12 protein-coding genes are annotated in these 19570 nt (G+C 55.1%); 7 read left to right on the plus strand and 5 right to left on the minus strand.

What is annotated here, in order from left to right; genetic code table 11:
• The first annotated feature begins 113 nt into the window (after positions 1 to 113).
• The 3 genes from aroH (at position 114) to Pla52nx_RS16565 (ending at position 2528) form a co-directional block, all read left to right on the plus strand.
• A complete protein-coding gene (aroH, locus tag Pla52nx_RS16555) occupies positions 114 to 539 on the plus strand; it encodes a chorismate mutase (RefSeq protein ID WP_146522792.1) in 426 nt (141 codons plus the stop codon).
• Between the two features lie 6 nt (positions 540 to 545).
• Entirely contained in the window at positions 546 to 1496 is a 951-nt protein-coding gene (locus tag Pla52nx_RS16560; protein ID WP_146522594.1) for a hypothetical protein, read from the plus strand.
• 177 nt (positions 1497 to 1673) lie between these two features.
• Positions 1674 to 2528, plus strand: coding sequence for a tripartite tricarboxylate transporter TctB family protein (locus tag Pla52nx_RS16565; protein WP_146522593.1), 855 nt, complete (start codon positions 1674 to 1676; stop codon positions 2526 to 2528).
• Between the two features lie 4 nt (positions 2529 to 2532).
• Here Pla52nx_RS16565 and Pla52nx_RS16570 read toward each other — a convergent pair whose 3' ends face one another.
• Positions 2533 to 2919 (minus strand): ribonuclease E inhibitor RraB, encoded by a 387-nt coding sequence (locus Pla52nx_RS16570; RefSeq protein ID WP_146522592.1) that lies wholly within the window; start codon positions 2917 to 2919, stop codon positions 2533 to 2535.
• Between the two features lie 269 nt (positions 2920 to 3188).
• Here Pla52nx_RS16570 and Pla52nx_RS16575 point away from each other — a divergent pair, with 269 nt between their 5' ends.
• Positions 3189 to 6494 carry a DUF6797 domain-containing protein gene (locus Pla52nx_RS16575; RefSeq protein WP_231742451.1) on the plus strand — a complete coding sequence of 1102 codons (3306 nt, stop codon included), beginning with the start codon at positions 3189 to 3191 and terminating at the stop codon, positions 6492 to 6494.
• On the opposite strand, the gene Pla52nx_RS16580 is transcribed toward Pla52nx_RS16575, so the two are convergent.
• Complete coding sequence (locus Pla52nx_RS16580) at positions 6464 to 7282, minus strand: alpha/beta hydrolase (RefSeq protein ID WP_197454974.1); 819 nt, start codon at positions 7280 to 7282, stop codon at positions 6464 to 6466. The genes Pla52nx_RS16575 and Pla52nx_RS16580 overlap by 31 nt on opposite strands.
• 617 nt (positions 7283 to 7899) lie before the next feature.
• On the opposite strand from Pla52nx_RS16580, the gene Pla52nx_RS16585 reads away from it, so the two are divergent.
• From Pla52nx_RS16585 to Pla52nx_RS16595, 3 genes are read left to right on the plus strand one after another with little or no spacing between them, the layout of a single operon-like run.
• Positions 7900 to 9144, plus strand: coding sequence for a TIGR03032 family protein (locus tag Pla52nx_RS16585; RefSeq protein ID WP_197454973.1), 1245 nt, complete (start codon positions 7900 to 7902; stop codon positions 9142 to 9144).
• Positions 9141 to 9440, plus strand: coding sequence for a hypothetical protein (locus Pla52nx_RS16590; protein ID WP_146522590.1), 300 nt, complete (start codon positions 9141 to 9143; stop codon positions 9438 to 9440). The genes Pla52nx_RS16585 and Pla52nx_RS16590 overlap by 4 nt, the downstream gene beginning before the upstream one ends.
• Positions 9441 to 9467: 27 nt before the next feature.
• Positions 9468 to 9833, plus strand: a complete 366-nt coding sequence (locus tag Pla52nx_RS16595) for a DUF2200 domain-containing protein (RefSeq protein WP_146522589.1) — start codon at positions 9468 to 9470, stop codon at positions 9831 to 9833.
• A gap of 693 nt (positions 9834 to 10526) precedes the next feature.
• On the opposite strand, the gene Pla52nx_RS16600 is transcribed toward Pla52nx_RS16595, so the two are convergent.
• The 3 genes from Pla52nx_RS16600 to Pla52nx_RS16610 form a co-directional block, all read right to left on the minus strand.
• A complete protein-coding gene (locus Pla52nx_RS16600; RefSeq protein ID WP_146522588.1) occupies positions 10527 to 12668 on the minus strand; it encodes a hypothetical protein in 2142 nt (713 codons plus the stop codon).
• Between the two features lie 951 nt (positions 12669 to 13619).
• Positions 13620 to 14219 carry a hypothetical protein gene (locus Pla52nx_RS16605; RefSeq protein ID WP_146522587.1) on the minus strand — a complete coding sequence of 200 codons (600 nt, stop codon included), beginning with the start codon at positions 14217 to 14219 and terminating at the stop codon, positions 13620 to 13622.
• Between the two features lie 1210 nt (positions 14220 to 15429).
• Positions 15430 to 19569, minus strand: coding sequence for a non-ribosomal peptide synthetase (locus tag Pla52nx_RS16610; RefSeq protein WP_146522586.1), 4140 nt, complete (start codon positions 19567 to 19569; stop codon positions 15430 to 15432).
• Position 19570: the final 1 nt, after the last annotated feature.

Consider the following 19570-nt stretch of genomic DNA (forward strand, 5'->3'; position numbering starts at 1 on the left):
AACGCCTGTCCGACGCAGAGAATACGCAGGCGATGCGGCGGTCCCCAGAGTGGTGGCCAGACAATATACTTGATCAGAAATCACAGAAAACGGCAAAGAAGCGGGAGCAAGGAATGACGGTGTGCCGAGGCGTCCGTGGCGCGACAACGGTTGAAAACGACGATCGAGACGAGATATTGCTCGCAACGCGGCAATTGATCGGTTTGATGATCCGCCAAAACGGAATCGACTCGGCCGACTTGGCAAGTGCATTCTTTACGGTCACCAAAGACCTGACCGCTGAGTTTCCCGCGCTTGCGGCCAGACAGTTGGGATGGCTGGAGGTTCCGCTGCTGTGCGGCTACGAGATCACCGTGGAAGGCTCGTTGCCGCGATGCATCCGAGTCTTGCTGCACTGGAACACGACAAAAACGCAGTCGGAGATCCATCACATCTATCTCCACGAAGCGGTCAAACTTCGCCCCGATCTGTCCAAGTTGCCACCGGTCGACTTTGAAGAACTTGAGCAATGGATCCGCGGCCACCTGTGTGAGGACTGATCTCCCGTGGCAAAATTTTCCCAGGTCCAGTTCAAACCTTCGGTTGACCTGAGCGCCATTCATGCCGCTTACGTGGTCGCGACCGGTGCTGCCTGCACGGATGAGCGTACTGAGAACCTGTTGGTCAAGCCGGCGGCGGAACTCAATACACGTCTGCTGTCATCATCCATCGACATCCCGATGTTCTGGCACAGCTTGTACGCAGCCTACGCAGCCGGCGAATCCGAACAGACTGCTTGCGAGTCTGCCTTGTCCGCAGGTGGTTGCAGCGAGCTACAACTGGAACAGACCGGCAAGGCCGTTGCCCGACTGGTGGCCGAATGCACCGGCAAATTCAAGAAGCGGTTTCCAAAGCTCGAGGCCCAACTGGAGTTGCGAGCCAACCCGCTGAAAACCAAATGGGAGACTTGCGGCCCAGGACTGCTGATCCAAAGTGCCGCACTGATCTGGGATTCCACACCTCCGACCGGCTGGTGGCCCGCGAAAATCCACGGCTGGTTGGTTCAGCCGATCCGTGGCGGCGACGGACAGTTCGACGCCAAGACACAACGGTTTTGGATCGAAGCGATGTTGACCGATGGAGATCCTCGGATTCCCGAAGTGTTGCGAGTGGGGTGGCTCGTCACTCAACTTGCCATCGCCAGGAATTCCGGAACGAAGGTTGCCGACTCGAGCGGCCGGATGCCTTGGGGATTGGGAACCATCCCGATTGTGTTGGCGGCAGGAGCGGAGTTGGATCTCGTTCATGGACCGCTGCCGATTGCGGATACGGTTCGATGGTGGCGGATGGGCGATGACGCCATCGCAAAAATCTTGATCGATTGGTGGGGCCAATGGCGGCAGACAAAGACCTCGATGCCGGTCGCCCTCAAAGCCTTGGACAAGATGCTGCAATCCACCCGACAGCCGTTTTTGCAACGCAAGATCGACTTGAGCGACATCGAAGACGAATTGTGAGCCAACACCGGTGTTGTCAACCTCCTCTTCATGCGAGTGATTCCTGCGTCTGCGGAGCAAAATCCAACGAATCTTGACTCCCCAAGAGACTGCATTGCACGGAAAAGGTAGAATAGGAGTTGCAGATGGTTCTCTGCTCCCTGTTCTCGTTCCTTTTCACTCTTTGTCGTTGGGTCCATGCCGATTCAGATCAAATGTTCGTGCGGGAAATCGCTCGCTGTCCAAGATCAGTTTGCCGGTCGGAAGGTGAAATGTCCCGGTTGCGGCCAGCCCGTCCAGGTCCCCGGTTCGCCGCAGGCTGGCTCCCCTCAGACAAGCTCACAGCCGAACCCGAAACCGGCCCCTGGTTCTCAGCAACAAGCCTACGCGCAGGCTCCCCAAGCTCAGCCACTGCAAGCACAAGCTCCACAGCAAGCCCCCGCTTACGGCGGCTTGGACGACTTGTTCGACGAAGCAGGATTTCAGAGGAATGTCACGTCGGTTTGCCCAGCATGCAACGAACCGATGCCACCCGAAGCCGCGTTGTGCGTCAAATGCGGTTTCAACAAGTTGACCGGTCAGACGGTTCAGCGTCACATGACCGTCGGCGTCGACATCGATCCCAGTGAAATGGTTCTGCGGAAAGCGGAACAGGACATGAAGGATGCGGATCGGATGCAGCGGAACATGACGGAGAATGCAGGCATGCCTTGGTGGATGCTCGGCTTGATCCTCTTTGTTCTTGGATCAGCCACCACCGTTGCGGTCCTGGCGGTCAACGCCGCCAACCGTGTTGAGAATGTCGGTTTCGATCCAATGTCGATGTTTCTGCAACTTGCCGGTGCGGCCTGTTCGTTGGTCGCCATCGGTGCCACGATCAAACTGATCTTTGACGGTTTTCAGGAAAGCCCCAAGACAGGCCTGTTGTGCTTGACCATCGTCTACCTGTTCGTATTCACCTTCCAAAAACCGAAAGGCCGAATCGGGGCGTTGATCGTCGCGGTTGTCATGGGCGGCATCGCAGGCGGATTGTTCGCCGCATCCAACCGCTGACTCCTTACTCGTCGTCGTAATCGTCTTCGAGCATCACACCCCAACCATCGGAAAGGCCACCAAAGGGGCTCGCGATGCGCGTCAGGTCGTCTTGAATGCGTACGATCTCATCGTAGGTCGGAACCATCTTGACCGTCACATAGATGTCCCAAGCCGGGCCGAATTCTTCATCATCCGGATCGATGATGCCATCCTCGTCCGGTTCACCTTCATCGAACTCGATGAAGGCTTCGTAGCCGGCTTCGACCAATGCTTTGGCGATCGCGTTAGCCGATGCTTCATCAACGGTCAGAACCGGAAACTCAATTTCCATCGGCTGCGTCATGTCGACGCCTTGCGATGCGAGATCCGCCAACACCATCCCGTCTTCGTCGTTTGGATAGTCCGTCATATCATACTCATAGGGTTAGGAAGGCGAATGGTCGTCCATCTGCCGATTCGGGCTTGTACCGACCACAAAAAACAGTGGCTCACCGGCATTCGATCGCAGATTGGAACAACAATGCCACGTTTTGGCAACGAGTACCACTCATTCGCCTCATGCCGACGCGTCCCAGGTAGAATGGTCACTCCGATGGTAGCAACCACTGTGCCCTCGGTGGCCCGCCGTCTCCCGCCTTCACATACTCGCTTCCCTCATCAATCCCGACGGATGACCGGATGACTTTCTCCAGCCGCTGTCTGATTCTGCTCTGCTGTTTCGGCGTCCAACCACTCGCCTCCGCCGAAACGCTTCGTCATCCGGCAAGCCTGCAAGACCAACTGCTAGCGACTGACCCAGAATTCTTGGCACTCGAAGCCGATTTGCGGGGTGATGCTCGACGTGGTGCGATCGTGTTTTTTAAATCCGCAGCCGCTTGCGTGAGATGTCACAGCACCAGCGACACGCGATCGCCGCTCGGACCAAACTTGAGCCAGTTCGATGAACCGGTCAGTCACCGTTACTTGATCGACGCGATCCTCAGACCGTCGGCAAGCATTCGCAAAGGTTACGAGACGGTCGCCGTTCTGAAGACCGATGGGCAGGTCGTTCAAGGCCTGCAGGTCAAGGAAGACGACGAAGAGATCGAACTACGCGACGCGACCGATCTGCAACGCTCGGTGGTGATCCGCAAAGTAGACGTGGAGGCGATTCGTCGCTCGAACAAGTCCATGATGCCCGAAGGCTTGGCCGGTACACTACGAGATCAACGCGAGTTCTATGACTTGGCCAAATACCTTTTCGAAATCAGCCGAGGTGGCGAGCAACGAGCGGACGAACTGAAACCGACTGATGAACAGCTCGCGGTCGTCGACGATTCCCAAAATCTGGACCACGCAGGCATCATCAAACGGCTGAAACAAAGGGACTTTGATACCGGATCGGCAATCTTTCACGGATACTGCGTGAATTGCCACGGTCCGGACGGCAACCGGCCTTCGCTCGCGACGGCCCGCGCGTTCGGAACTCAACCGCTCAAGTTTGGCTCGGATCCCTACCGGATGTTCATGACCCTGACACGCGGCGGAGGACTGATGGCGCCGATGAGTCAATTGACGCCGATGGAACGCTACCAAGTCGTGCACTACATCCGCGAAGCGTTCATGAAAGATCGCAATCCGGACTACGTCAAAATCGACTCGCGGTACCTGGATTCACTGCCCAAGGGAACGGAAAAGGGCGACCGAATCCCAGAGGTCCAGCGGGACTTTGGACCAGCCCTGGCGTCACAATTGGAACGTCGGTTCCCCAGCGTGCTGTCCATCCCGATGGGCAATGTGACCCTCTCGTACGACCTGCACACGATGGATCAAGCCGGTTTGTGGTCGGGTGGTTTTTTGGATCTCAGCGAGACGCAACACATGCGCCCACGCGGCGAAGGAACCGCAAACCCACGCGGCCAATTTATCGATGGCTTGCAGGGATGGCGATGGGCGCACGAAGGACGGTTCGACTATCCAACCGAAGACGTTTTGCCCCGCGGTCCGCTGCCGATCAAGTGGATGGACTATCACGGGCATTACTTGCACGACAACGATGTCGTCCTCAGCTATTCAATCGACGGTCGAGAAATCAAGGAATGGCCATCTGTCATTCCCCAAGACGACGACAACCTTGCCGTGCGTCACGTGATGGAGATTGATCCCGGTCCACCACTGACACTATCGGTCGCTCAATCCGTCGCCAGTGAAAATAACCGAGGTGGCGTTTGCACCGAAACTCCATCGGTGAACGACCCAATGACGGGCGATGCAAACTCGTCCGTCGCCTATTGCGAAAACAACGTCGGCGGCAAATCGGGCGGCGTTTCATTCGCCCAGGTTCGCGGCGACACAAACGGATTGACTTGGCAGATCGATGACGAGTCCCGGATCGTGCTCGTGATCCCTCAGAGCAATGAAAAACGTCTCATCGAAATAAGACGCCAGGTTGCAACATCAGCGTCTGCGTTTGGCAGTCTTGTGGGCCAATGGCTGAATGAGCCCGCTGCTGAAATCACAGCCGAGACCACAGCTGAGATCGCATCCATCCAATCCATGACCAGCGGCGGTGAGCTGCGGTGGCCAAAAGTGATCTCAACGATCGGCTACCCTGGTTTGGAAAATGGAGCCTACGCGCTGGATACGATCACGATCCCGGACGAGTCTCCCTCGAACACTTGGTTTCGCACATCGGCGTTGGACTTTTTACCCGACGGACGGATGGTCGTTGCGATGTACGGTGGCGACGTTTGGATCGTATCGGGAATCGATGATCAGCTCACCGGTCTGCAGTGGAAACGTTTCGCGGCCGGACTTTACGAACCATTCGGACTGCGGGTCGTCGATGGCCAGGTTTACTTGACGTGTAAAGATCGGTTGGTGCGACTGCATGATTTTAACGGGGACGACGAAGCCGACTTTTATGAAAGTTTCAGTGCGGAAACGGACGTGTCCGTGAATTTCCATGCCTTCAATTTCGACCTGCAAGTCGATTCGAAAGGCAATTTCTACTACGCCAAAAGCGGCCACGGCGCCGATTACTCTTTGCCCGGAGCGGTCATCAAAGTCTCACCCGATGGAAGCCAACGCAGCGTCCTGAGCACAGGATTTCGTACCCCCAACGGAATCGGAATGCTGCCCGACGACCGCGTGGTCGCGAGTGATAACCAAGGACAATGGACGCCCGCATCCAAGATCAGCGTGCTCCGACAAGGCGGATTCTATGGCTGGGTCCCGACCTACAACATCGCGGGCAAGTGGTCGCCCGATGGCGGGAAGATCGATATCAAGTCCATTGTGCCGCCCACCACGTTTGATCGACCGATGATCTGGATGCCGCAAGAATTCGACAACTCATGCGGCGGACAACTCTGGGTCGATGATCCGCGTTGGGGACCACTGTCGGGTCGCCTGCTGCACACAAGCTTCGGCAAAGGATGGATGTCGTACACAATGATGCAGCGTGTGGACGAAGTCGATCAGGCCGCGATTGTGAAGTTGCCATTCGATTTTCGAACCGGCATCATGCGCGCGAGGGTCAATCCGGCGGATGGCCAAGTCTACGCGTGTGGGCTGCAAGGCTGGAACGGTGGCGGTCGCGTCGGCTTACTCGAAAACGGAGTTCAACGGCTACGATACACGGGCAAACCGTTTCAGATGGTCAGCGATTGCCAAGTGGAATCGGACGGACTGTTGATTAGGTTCAATTTTCCGCTGGATCCGGTGTCTGCGACCGATCTGCAAAACCACTTGGCCGAATACTGGAACTACCACTGGCGGAGCGACTACGGCAGCGACATGTACTCCCCAACGACCGACAAACCCGGCAAGGAAGCGATCCCTGTATCAACGATCTCACTCACCCCAGACCGCATGGCCATGAAGCTACACGTGACAGATCTGAAACCTGTCGATCAAGTCCACTTGATTTTGAAGGTCAAAGACGAGAGCGGACAACCGTTCGAAGAAGAAATCTATTGGACCATCAACCGCGTACCAAGGTGATCCGCAATGGCCCGCATGGTTTCATCGGGCATCGGGTCATTGTGCCCCAAACCAGGAACGGTGATGAACTCTTTGTCTTGAGTTCCCAGTTCCGCAAACAAGTGTTCCGCATGCTCGATGGGTATCAGGCGATCTGTCGTGCCGTGAATCTGTAGCACAGCACCGTCGTAGTCTTTCAGCCGCGCGATGCAGTCGTAACGATTTCGCATCAACAACCGAATCGGAAAGATCGGATACTTGCCAGCCGCCACATCAACAAGTCGTTCAAACGAGCGTTCCAGAACCAACATCTGAGCGCCGCGCTGATCAGCGACCGCAGCGGCACATCCACCGCCGAGCGATCGTCCGTACAAAATGATTTCTGAATCGGTGACACCAAAGTATTCTTTGACGGCATCATGTGCCGCCAAGCAGTCGGCGATCACGGATGCTTCACTGGGCGTGCCCTCATCATTTCCGAATCCGCGATACTCCGCCAGAACCACCTTGGCATTCAATGCACGCGAGAGCTGCCTCGTCCAAGGCTCCAACCAAGCTGCTTGAGAGCCGTTTCCGTGGAAAAACAACACAATGTTCGGTGCGTCGGCGGGGCAATACATTTGGCCGGTCAGCATGACGCCGTTTTCCGTAGGGTACTCAAACGGCAAGAACGCCGGCTCGCTGCTTGATGTGCTGTTTGCTGGGGAAGCAAATCTCGCAGTTGCGTCCATGTACGCACCCGGATAAACCAAACGAGTCTCCATCGCGACCAGGGCGATCAAGCAACCCACGTAACACAGAGCCGACACCCTAAGAAACTTAACGAGCCCGCGCCGCCAAAGAGGTTTCCGTTTGGCGGGCTCTGGTAATGATTCGTCCGACATGGCAATGAGGCTCGCCCTTTTCAAGGTAACGAATGACTAGTGGTCTGGGATAACTTATTTTTAGGGTAGTGGATCTTGTTAAAGATCCTGTAGCGGTGGGATCTTTGGCAAGAAACACTACGTTAAACCCTAACTTTTAGCTGCCACAGACCACTAGTGCATCGTCCGGTCTTGATTTTGGGGTTAGCCGTTTTGGCGTTAGCCACGGTTGTGTCTTGATTTTGGGGTTAGCCGTTTTGGCGTTAGCCACGGTTGTGTCACGAAAACCGTGGCTATCGCCAAAACGGCTCATCTACCGAACCCACGTTCTAAGACTGGACGATGCACTAGTACGTTTGCGGCTGTTGATTCTGAGCCGGAACGCGTAGTGGACGACGTCACGAGTCCCGACGCATCAGCCGGAACGCGATAGCGTTCGGTTCCCGAGTATAGGCGGGAGAACCGGACGCTATCGCGTGGCGGCTGATTTGCGCGGACTGTTTCCGCACCAATCCGTGTAAATCGTATGGTAAAAACGTGTTACGAAAACTCTAGTGAGTCGTGTGAATCATCCGAACCAGCCCATCTCTCGCAGCTCCAAAGACACCAATTCCCCGCGATTTGAGTCTGGCAACCAAACCGCTTATGCTGTCGGCTCAATCAGCTATCTCTATTTGAGCGGGAATCAAGCATCTGTGACAAGTGACGACGAGGGCAATGCGGCTCAAGCAGGCAAAAAGGATGCTTTGCCAATGCGCGAGATCAACTATCGCCACAGCTCGCAGTTTGTTCCCATCCTGGATCACTTGGGCGTTTCCCTGCTAATTTCAACCTACGCGGCTGGCAAAGTCGTCTCGGTGGGCTTGAGCAAGAGCGAATTGACACTGGGGTTCTCCAATTTCCAGCAGGCGATGGGGATCGCGGTTGGCAAAGATCGGCTTGCGATCGGCGGTCCCAATCTGATCTGGAAACTACGAAACGCACAAGAATTGGCGTCCAAGATTGAGCCGGCGGGCACATACGATCGTGGCTACTTGGCCCGCGAGTCATTCGTGACGGGCAACATCCATGTACACGAGATGGGATGGGGCCGCGATGGCGAACTTTGGATCGTCAACACACTTTTCTCGTGCCTTTGTAATCTGCACGACGCCTACAATTTCGTCCCCCGCTGGCAACCGTCGTTCATCTCCGAGTTGGCACCTCAGGATCGCTGCCACCTCAACGGAATGTGCATGATTGATGGCAAGCCGCGATACGTGACGGCCCTTGGGACAAGCGATTCGCCACGTGGATGGCGTGACAATAAGTCCGACGGCGGCGTCGTGATCGATGTTCGCAGCAACCAAGTCGTCGCCAGCGGTTTCTGCATGCCTCACTCACCACGATGGTACCAGGGCAAGCTGTACCTGTTGGACAGCGGTCGAGGCCGGCTGGTAGTGGTCGATCCCGAGTCAGGAAACTTTGAGACCATCGTGGACTTCCCAGGCTACGGCCGCGGACTGGCGTTTGCCGGTCAATTCGCGCTGATTGGAATGAGTAAAGCAAGGGAGACCTCCGTGTTTGGTGGCGTCCCCATTTGCAACGACCGTGCGTCGATGCGATGTGGAATCGTCGTCGTTGACATGATCTCCGCAAAAAGTGTCGCCTACCTGGAGTTCGAATCAGGCGTCGAAGAACTCTTTGATGTCCAAGTCATTTCAGATTCCAAGCGAACCGTTATCTGCGGCCCGTTTCCCAACGAAGACGGTCAAACTCCAGTCTGGGTTGTCCCCAACTCGCAACAAATCGATCGGATGCCTCTATGACCAACCCGTATGAACCGACAGCGACCACAACGGATACTCCGCCACCCGAACCAAAGTCCGCTTGGAAAGTGACGACCGGTTTGATCGGCTGGTGCTTTGCCGGACTGGTCTATCTGGTCATCGGCTGGCCGGTTGCCGCCGCGTTGGCGTTCTTTTATTCCTTCAATCGCAAGGGACTTGCCGAAAAGGAAGCATTAGAAGCAAACGTGCGTGCGTGCCCGAATTGCCAACGCGAAATCGGTGCGAATTCTCGTATCTGCCCTCGATGCATGACTCGTTTCGAAAACTCAATTTGAAAACCCGACAGAGCTTCTGAGATCCCCATGAGCCAATCAAAGTCCCACGATCAACGAATCGCAGAACTGACTTTTGCGTCAGTGTATCCGCACTACCTGGCAAAGGTGGAGAGAAAGGGGCGAACCAAAGAAGAGCTGCATGAAGTGATCCAATGGCTGACAGGTTTCAGCGAAAAAAAGATGCAACAACAGATCGACGAGGGCGTGACGTTTGAGCAGTTCTTTCAACGCGCCAAGCTCAACAAGAACGCTCACCTCATCACCGGCGCGATCTGCGGCTACCGCGTGGAAGAAATCGAGAATCCACTGACGCAGAAAGTGCGGTACTTGGACAAGTTGGTCGACGAACTGGCCAAAGGCAAGAAGATGGAAAAGATTCTACGCCAAGAGTGAAAAGAGATCACAAGACCAAACGGCCCTCGCCCACCATTCTTGCTTCCACTGCCAAAAGCCTGAATGGACAACTGCGGCAACAAGAGTTCTGCGAGCAGGAGCATGCCGCACGGTGTAATTTTCACCGTGTAATTATTGCAGATGAGAAAAATGAGGACACAGCACATCAATAGTTTGCTGAGCGTTCCTGCGTGCCTTCCAAGTCCGTCCCCGGGGGTAATCTTTTGCACCGCCCCATGCTTAATGCTGCCATCGTCTCCGCGACGAGCATCAGATGACCACCAACGGCGTAGCTCTTTATGGAAAGCCGCGGAGGCGGCGGAAGCGTAAAGCCTGGGACGCCAGTCCAAGGTCTCGCTCTGGTAGAAAATTACGGGTAGAAAATGTCTCAGAGAACGATTCTTCGGTACAGTCGCCGCCGACAATCTTCTACCCGTAATCTTCTACCAAATCACAATTGACCAACTGTACGGCTCGACCTTCGTGATGAACACGAAAGCCTTGGAAGAGAAGGTTACGGGAGGAATGGTCAATGATTGACGAATCAAGGACCGTTACATCCAATCTGCCAAGACTGAAGAAGAAAACCACCCCCGTCCCCATCCGTCCCCTTTCGTCCCATCCGTCTTGTTTTCTCGCTTCAAAGACCTCCGTCCCCTTATTGTTCGTCGCACCGGTGAGTGAATATCGAAGTCATTCGTCCAGGACATTGACTTTCACTGAATTGGCAGTTTCGGCGGACAAGTTGACTTCACCAAGCGAATGAGAATCGTTTGGTTCAGTGGACTCGGAGTGGAGTCGCAGACTCGCGCCGACAGGAAGTTTCTCTATCGTGTAGTAGCCTTCCGCGTCCGTCTTGACTTTCAAGCGTTTCCATTCAATGGATGTGTCGAGTGGATCCAGCGGGTCCTGATCTGACTCTTGATCGACCTCAACGCTAACAAACGCGTTGACGGATCGTCCAGCAATGGGCTCTTCGTCTCGGCTGAGCAATCTACCACGAAAACTTATGGTGGGTTGCAGCATGACACGCAGCATGCGTTGCGGTTGATCGACTGTGACAATGCCTCCCCAATCACCGTCTTCGCTGTACGCGATCACGGCCACACGCGTGGCCATGGTATTGAACGAAAAAACTCCGTCGTTTCGAACCGAAACCGTTACCGTACCAGGAAACCGTCCATCGATCGATCCGGCGACCACAGTCAAAGTGCTAAAATCAATCTCCTTGTGATCTCCTTTCACGCAGACGCCAAGGATTGTTCTCGGTTCGTCGAACTCCCGATGAATGGTGAGTTTGTTCGGTTGCCCCACAACTACGGGGATCTTCTCTTCGACACGCCAATTGGGATCGAGGATGCTGACCTCAAGTTCTTTTCCCGGTTGGACGTGCACGACAGCACCACCATCTTCGTTGGTCCTCACCCATGAGGCGCGAGTGCCACTCCCGTATTCCTTCTGACCATTTTTTAGCCAACTGAAAACGTGCGTTTGACACACAAGGAGTTGTTGATTGGGTAGTGGACGATGGTTTTCGCCAGCGGTTACTTGGATCTCCAACGCAGCCGATCTCTGTATGTCAAGTATAATCGGCGTTGGCTCTCTTCCGTCATCGGGCGCAGGAATCAGATCGATCATGTCGCTCGTGAATTTCGTATCGTTGACGCAAACGCAGTAGGTCGCACCCGGCAGCACATCGGCCACGAATCGGCCCTCTTTGTCCGTCACCGAAAGAAGAACATCACTGCGGCGTAATCGTTCGCCCTGAAAACTTCGCAATTGGATGGTAAACCCGGCTTTCGACCCCTTGGTACGTTTCAATACTCCTGAAACCTTGACTCGTTTACGCTTTTGTTCGACTCTGACGAGAAAGTCATTGATTACCCACTTACCCTTGTCGACTTGGAACCACTGGTTGTCATCCAAATCGACGTAACAACTATGATTCTCCCAGTCGGGAAACCATTTGAATACAGCGTCACCTTGATCATCAGTCACCATCTCCGACGCGTCGATGGTACCCATTAAGTTGTAGAACGGTGGCGGTGTCCCTACCTGAAATTGAAATCGAATACCCGACACAGGAATGTTATCGCCGTCAACGACATGAATCTTCAGTGGACGACACTCATGAAGCGTCACCGTGTGCGTCTCAGCGTCAGGGTCCCGAATAGGTTCACGATCAAAATAAAATCCGCCAAACCAAGGATTGTCCGTCCACGTGGTGATCGCACGAAGTTGTTCATCGCTAAGCAAGTCAAACGCCGCAGAACCGTCGTCACCGGTGCGTTTGATCATCACGTGACCCGTGCTCATTTCCAACTTGACGTTGGCTTTGGCGACAGGTGATCCATCTTGAACGGCTCTCACGGTGACCGTACGAACGCAGTGGCGAAGCGTGATGGGCAAACCGTCGATTGCAGTTTGCCGCAAGCGGACCCGATCAATGGTTAGATCGCTGCGCTGGGAACCGTCTGCCGATACGGCATCAATACGCACTGCGTACCAGTCCTGGCGATGCACCGGCAACCATACTTCGTATTGATTCCCCGTCACCGTCACGGGCAAAGTTTCGGAAACCGTCCTGCGGTTCAACTTCGCCGACACAGACGGATTCGTCGCTGGTTCGCCTGAGGGCAGCAGGATGTCACCTTTTAATCGAATCTCCAAATCATCCAGGTTGCCCCGGATCCATTCCTCCGCAGTTTCTGCCTCGTCTACGCTGTTGGGAGCGACTGATTCTTCTCCTAGGCTTGCCATCGCAAACGGCAGGGTGGCGATTGTGAAAAGCAATACAAACCGAACGGTTCGAAAAACATTAGCGATTGGCAGCATCGTGATCTCAAAACCAGTAGGGTCCGACGGACGATTCCAAGGACCACTGTATTGCCAGCCAGTAACCACGTCAAACTTATGCGCCCTCGCGACCTCATCGAAGGAGGATCGCCGCCAATATGTTTGATATGGCAAAGAAAAAGGGACGGCAAAGAAAAAGGGACGGGCAAAGAAAAAGGGACGGGGGTAGTTTGGGCCGGGGGTAGTTTGGGCACACGAGACGGCAGCGTAAAGCGTGGGGCGTGAGCCCCATGGGGGGACGCACCACCGCGTCTGAAAAGCCGGCAAAGAAAACGGGACGGGGGTAATATTGGGCACACGAAACGGCAGCGTAAAGCATGGGACGTGAGCCCCATGGGGGGCGAACCACCGCGTCTGAAAAGCCGCGACGCGGCGACAGATACGTCACGGATTCTCACACAATCTGTCGCCGCCTCCGCGGCTTGTCTGGCGTCGTTGCGGAACGTGACCTGGGACTGACGTCCCAGGCTTTACGCTTTCGCCGCCTCCGCGGCTTTCGATGGCGAACGAGCAATAAAGTACTGAGGGTGAGAGTAATTGGTGTCGGATGCCGACTTGGGCGCGGTCTCCGCTTTATTGCTGCCCCTGGTCTCCCCGAATGGGAGCAGACAATATGGGGAAGGGAGGATTAGGCAGACAACGGATGAGAGCGCCGCCTCGATGTGGATGTTTGCACGCGAAGGCGTTAAGACGCGAAGAGTGGGCACTTGTCTTCGCGTCTTTGCGCCTTCGCGTGAGTAAACTTGGAGGGTGAGAAACGGTGTCGGACACCGAATTGGAAGGATGAGCGATGATCAGGAGCGACGTGTTCGTTCTCGTGGACAATCCTTGCGACGAATTGGCGATTCGAGATCGAACTTCCTCGCAGTCGAATCCAGTTAGGACTCGTCGCCACACGGAATGCCGCGGCGCATGCTTCAACGGAGCTTCTCATGTTCCGTCAACCAAATTGGCTTCCGACGTCTTCTCTCCTCCGGAATCGCTAGGATTCAAGGGTTCGGAACCTTCGACGTCACCGCTGAACAATTCCCATTGAATTGGCTGACGCGTTGAGAGGTAGATTTCAACTTCATTCCCAGGAACTCTTGCGACTTTGAAAATCAAGTCGCCGTCATTAGGGATGCAGACGCAAGCGAATTCTTCTCCGTGAATCTTGAAAGAAATGTTGTTGCCTTTTAATTCACCGATGCTTTTCCAAGCAATAAGAACATTGTTGAAACTGATAAACTCGTCGCTCATCGTCTCGTCACCTTCCCGCTCTACATCCTGGACGACCTTATTCACGACGCCGGAGTCTGAAATCTGCCAGAACGAATTTCCCTTCACTAATGAGTCGATGACCTCGAGCTTGCCATCATTTGATCGATACCGTGCGAATCGCGGCGACGGTCCCTTGAAATCGACGAGCGTAAAAAACGACCACTGACCTGCGTCCTTATCCAACAGAGCATAGGCGTCACAGGAAACGTCGACCTCATAGTTCGGGGAAGTAATCGCACTGCGTTCGGTCACTCTTTTCAATCGAACCACGAATCCGCTGTACTGTTCTGTCTCGACTAACGTGAGTTCATTTGGAGTGAGCCACTGCGTTTGTGGGCTTTGATGCTTGGAACAGCCTGAAGCACTCGTCAGTGTTGCGACAACCACTAACAGGAGCGAGCACGAAATAATTCCACCCAAATCTAGGTGATTCATTGAAACTCAGCTCCCGTGAATTCTGGAATTTCGGATGACAAAACTCTTGCTCTACCCTCGTCATTGTTTTGATGGGGACAGAGTATTGTCGGACTAGTCAGCAAAGTGAACGGTCCCAGTTCGTGAGTTCACAATTTCACAAGTTCGTCTTCTTTCCAATCGTTTGCCGCCTTTGGCGGCAAACGATTGGAAAGACGGAGCCACGTTAATGGAGGCCTCGTCAAGCTAACTTCGAAACTCATCTACTCATGAGGCAAGCTCATGGGGGTCCAGAGGATGATGCAGGGTATTATATCGCTTCCAGCTTCCACCTCAAATTCCCAGTCGCAGATGCGACGGCAGCGTAAAACATGGGGCGTGAACCCCATGGGGGGCGCACCACCGCGTCTGAAAAGCCGCGACGCGGCGACAGATACGTCACGGATTCTCACACAATCTGTCGCCGCCTCCGCGGCTTGTCTGGCGTCGTTGCGGAACGTGACCTGGGACTTGCGTCCCAGGCTTTACGCTTTCGCCGCCTCCGCGGCTTTTTAAGACGAACGAGCAATAACGGCCGATTGGTCCCACCCATCAACTTGACACTGCGTTATCGGGAAATCGTATGCACATCCTGACACAACAGATAGCGTTGAACGGATGGCGTCATGCAGAGCATGACCTACCGGGATCCCAGTCGCGGATGCGACGGCAGCGTAAAGCATGGGGCGTGAGCCTGGACTGCTCAACATTTGGTGTTGACCTGTTTTACGCTGCCTCCGTTTTGTTCACCATGTCACCTCCACCAAGGAACTTGGGGGCGGGCGAGCAGAGCCGTTTAGGCGAATGCGAGGGAGGGGGCAACGGTGACGCGAGAGGCTCGTCAACGCGTATTGCGGCGCGTAGGCCCCCTCCCGGATCTTGCTTCGCTCGATCCGACCTCCCCCAGCTGCGCCGGTGGAGGTGACAGTTAACTTGAACGAGCAATAATGGGAAAGGGGTTTTTACGCGTAAGGCCTACGAATCCGCCTTCGAAATCCTCTACGCCACCCATTGATGAGGCGTCCCCTTAGCGGGTTGCGGGGAATGGTTGCGTCAAGGCGTCGGCTAACTGCTTGACGTGCGGTTGTTGCACCATGCTGTGATGATGACCACTCACATACTGCACATCCACTTGTCGCACCCACTTGCTCCAACCTCGGTCTGACTGTGAATCAGATGCGGCCTCCATCGGGACATCGGTGGGGCGGACCAACAATACATCGACATCCAACGGTTGCAACTCGTACTGCGATGCAAGCTCGACGTGGTGTCGAAACAAACGCTTCAAATCGGCGATGATCTTCTCCACCAATGCCGGTGGCGTCTCCTCAGCCAAAACACCGAGTTTTTCCGCGTGGCGGTACAGCATCGGCAGAATCTCGTCTTCCGATAGTTGTGCCAGATCACGGAGCGAAAGATCGATTCCGTACTCCAAACCCACCGCGTTTGCGTCCTCGTCCGCAGATCGCTCCGGAATGGTTGTGTCCAACAGCACCAGTCGATCGACCGACAGTCCGGCCGACATCATCTGTCTGGCGATCTCATACGCGACCACGCCGCCCAAGGACCAGCCGCCGATTTGATAGGGACCGTCGGATTGGATCGTACGAATCGCTGCGATGTACTCGTTCGACATCTCATCAATCGTTTCCGGCAGTCGCTCCGTACCATGCAATCCACGTGATCGGATCGCCCACAGCGGCTGCTCGGCAGGCATCGCATCGGCCAGTTCACGATAACAAGCAACGATCCCGCCAGGCGGATGGATCATGAACAGCGGACGAAGCTCCCCAGAGGGCTTCAGCGGCGCTAGCAGCGGGTGCAGGTCACTTTCCGAATCAGAATGAATCGATCGCTTGGCCCACTCGACACAGTGCCGACCGAATCGCTCCTCCATCTGCGATTCGTAAAGCTCCACGAGTCGACGTGAGAGCTGGCTGATGTCGGCCAAGTCAAAAAGGAGTGCCGTGGGGACATCGACACCAAGGATGTCCGACAGAGTTTGCGTCAACATTGCGGCTTGCAGAGAGCTGCCGCCGAGCTGAAAAAAGTTTTCGGTCACGCCGACGGCAGGCAGTTGAAGTGTCTCTGCCCACAAGTCAGCCAAGAAACGTTCCAGCTCCGTCTGCGGCAATACGCCCACATCTTGGCGTGTCGATTGACTGACGATCTCCGGCAACTGATTCCTCAGCAATTTGCCGCTCGTGCCGGTGGGTAACTCCGTCAATCCCGAGAACACCTGCGGACGTTTGTAGCTGGGCAACTTTTCGGCGACAAACCGGGTCAGTGAAGTGACCATCGCGTCATTAAGTTGAGCTGACGGTTCACCGTCGTCGCCGTCCGGGACGACGAAGGCCACGAGCATTGCAGAGGGTGAGTCGGCATTGAGAATCTTGCATGCGGCTGCGGAGACTTGAGGATGGTTGGCGACGACCCGCTCAATCTCCTCCAGCTCGATCCGATACCCACCTAGTTTCACTTGTCCATCGTCTCGCCTGAGAAATTCAATCTGTCCATCCACGCGACGACGCCCGATGTCGCCCGTCAGATAGACGCGTTGTTCGTTGTTTGCATCAGGCAAAGCAACAAACGAATTCTGCGTTTTCATCGGATCGGCAAGGTATCCGGTGGCCAGTCCACGACCGGTGATCGCGATTTGCCCAGGAACCGTGGGCGGATTGGGTTGCAGAAACTCGTTGACAATGCGAATCTCCGCGCCGTCGATTTCTGTTCCGATGGGGACACGCCGATTGGCGGGATGATCGGTCGCACAATACGCGGTGGCTTCAACGGAACATTCCGTGGGTCCATAGAAATTCCACAATTCCGCTTTCGTGATTTGGCGAACAAGGCGCGGCAGGTCACTAGGCATCGCTTCGCCGCCACACCAAATCTGCCTGACGCTGGTAACCTTTCGAAACCGCGGACGTTGCAGCAGAACACGGATCAAGCTGGGGACGGCGGGCAAGATCGTGATGGAGTCGCGAATGATCTGATCGATCAACGAATCGGGATCACGAAACACACCAGCGTCAGGCCAAACAAGCGTGGCACCCTGAGCGAGCGTCGTGAACGCTACTCCAATCGCCGCGTCGAACTGATGCGACAACAACATCAACACGCGATCGTCGCTCAAAAGTGGCACGTCGCGGCTACGCCAACGAAGCGTGTTGGCGATTCCACGGTGAGGAACCATCACTCCTTTGGGCGTGCCCGTTGATCCGGAAGTGTAGATGACATAAGCAAGATCGTTCGGAGAAACATCATCGTTCTTTGACACACTCGACGGTGAGTCTTTCATTACATCACGCAGCTCGATTCTGCGATCCGCCGGTACTGATTCTTGCCAGGAACCGGTGTCATCAACGATGGCGAAAGGAATCGTGGTATCGCACTGAAGCTGCTGAAACGAAACCGCCGGTTGCGAACTGTCGATCGGAATGAACGCGGCACCGGACGCCATCACGCCAAGGATGCCGATCATCGCATCGGCTCCTCGTGGGGCGCAAACCGGAACAAAATCACCAATACCGACCTTCGCCGCGTTCAAATGCGCTGCCAATCGAAGCGCACGATCCAGAACCTCTCGATAAGTGAGAACAACGTCGTCAAGCTGCATCGCCGGTCGATCTGCATACTCGCACTCCGCTGGACCGAACAACAGCGATTTGAGAGTCTCCTCAGGGCTGTCAACACGGGCATGACCATGCGACGACTCGATCCGTTTGTCATTCCACGCGACGGACTTCACTCTCTCATCTGGCGAACGAAGCAACTGGGTGAACAGTGTTTGAAAGTTCTGCGACATCTGTTCAACGGTGTCACGCTGAAACAAATCTCGGCAGTAACAAATCAATCCACGAAGCTCGTTTTGTGCAAACTCAAAGACGAACTCGACGTCGTGATGGCAAGTCGGGTGACGCACGAAGAATCCTTCCTGATTGAGGCCTCCTTCGTCGACATAACTCTGTTGCGAATCCATCAAGAAACCGGCCCGTCCCTCCTCGCTCCGCAAATGCGCCTTTTCAAACGTACACGACACTTGGAACAGCGGAGTTCGCCCTGCATCGCGTTTTGGACCGACTTGTCGAACGATCTCGGAGAGCGGCAACTGCTCGTGCTGCAACGCATCAAACATGTGCTGACTGATGGTCGACACAAAATCGGCGAAACAAGGATTGGCCGAAACATCCGCCGGAATCGGCAACATGTTCACAAAAAAGCCGACGGTGTTTTCAAAACGCTGCTGGCTGCGTCCCGAAAACGGCGTTCCGACAAGAAAGGCGTCTTGTCCGGTGGAGCGGGCAATGAAAACGGACAATGCAGCCATCACAACGGCGTTGGGTGTGGTGCCGAATTTCGCGGCGCTTTGTTTGATTTTGTCGACGAAGCCATCTTGCATCGAGAAGGTGACGACGTCGGCACGTCCTGTGAAGCTTTCAGGACGATGGTAGTCCGTCACCCAATCCAGCACGGTCGGGATGCCTGACAACGAACTTTTCCAATACTGGCGGTCGGTCTGCGATAGAGGACTGTCCAAGCGTTGCCGCTGATGGTCGACAAACTCATGGTAATTGTTCGATGCCGCCGGCAATTCAGGCTCCCCGCCGCTCGCGAATGCCGAGTACGCGGTACGGATTTCGCTCATCATCAAGATCAACGACCAAAAATCGACCACGATGTGATGCGTAGTCGCCACCACAACGCAATCGGTTTCACTGCGCCGTAGACATGCAACTCGAATCAGCGGACCGGTCGTCAAATCGAACGGTCGCTGCGTCTGTTCCAGCACCAACGCTCGAAGCGCCTCGTCATCCGCGCCTGACGCGTCGGTGATCGTGAACTCAGGTGCCAGTTGTGGGTGAACGGTTTGTTTCAGTTCACCGGACTCTGCAGAGAACGTGGTACGTAGCGATGCGTGTCTCTGGGCAAGCCACACGATCGAACGCTCCAGCGCGTCGATGTCTAAGCGTGAACGAATCCGTGACGGCAGAAAGACGTTGTATGCCGTTGAGTTGGGATCCCGTCGGAACGCGTGCCACAGGCCCTGTTGCCCCAACGACATGGGGAAACAACTGCTCGCAACGCTCCTTTGCTGCAGCAGGTTCCGCAGCAGTTCACGTTTCTGCTCAGGCGTCAGTCCATCGATGGGGCCATTTAAATTCATC

The organism is Stieleria varia, from assembly GCF_038443385.1.
GTDB lineage: Bacteria > Planctomycetota > Planctomycetia > Pirellulales > Pirellulaceae > Stieleria > Stieleria varia.

Bases quoted from the DNA above. Each gene is read 5' to 3' on its own strand.
- aroH (WP_146522792.1), top strand. From the start codon at position 114: ATGACGGTGTGCCGAGGCGTCCGTGGCGCGACAACGGTTGAAAACGAC.
- Pla52nx_RS16565 (WP_146522593.1), top strand. From the start codon at position 1,674: ATGCCGATTCAGATCAAATGTTCGTGCGGGAAATCGCTCGCTGTCCAA.
- Pla52nx_RS16570 (WP_146522592.1), bottom strand. From the start codon at position 2,919: ATGACGGACTATCCAAACGACGAAGACGGGATGGTGTTGGCGGATCTC.
- Pla52nx_RS16575 (WP_231742451.1), top strand. From the start codon at position 3,189: ATGACTTTCTCCAGCCGCTGTCTGATTCTGCTCTGCTGTTTCGGCGTC.
- Pla52nx_RS16590 (WP_146522590.1), top strand. From the start codon at position 9,141: ATGACCAACCCGTATGAACCGACAGCGACCACAACGGATACTCCGCCA.
- Pla52nx_RS16595 (WP_146522589.1), top strand. From the start codon at position 9,468: ATGAGCCAATCAAAGTCCCACGATCAACGAATCGCAGAACTGACTTTT.
- Pla52nx_RS16600 (WP_146522588.1), bottom strand. From the start codon at position 12,668: ATGCTGCCAATCGCTAATGTTTTTCGAACCGTTCGGTTTGTATTGCTT.
- Pla52nx_RS16610 (WP_146522586.1), bottom strand. From the start codon at position 19,569: ATGAATTTAAATGGCCCCATCGATGGACTGACGCCTGAGCAGAAACGT.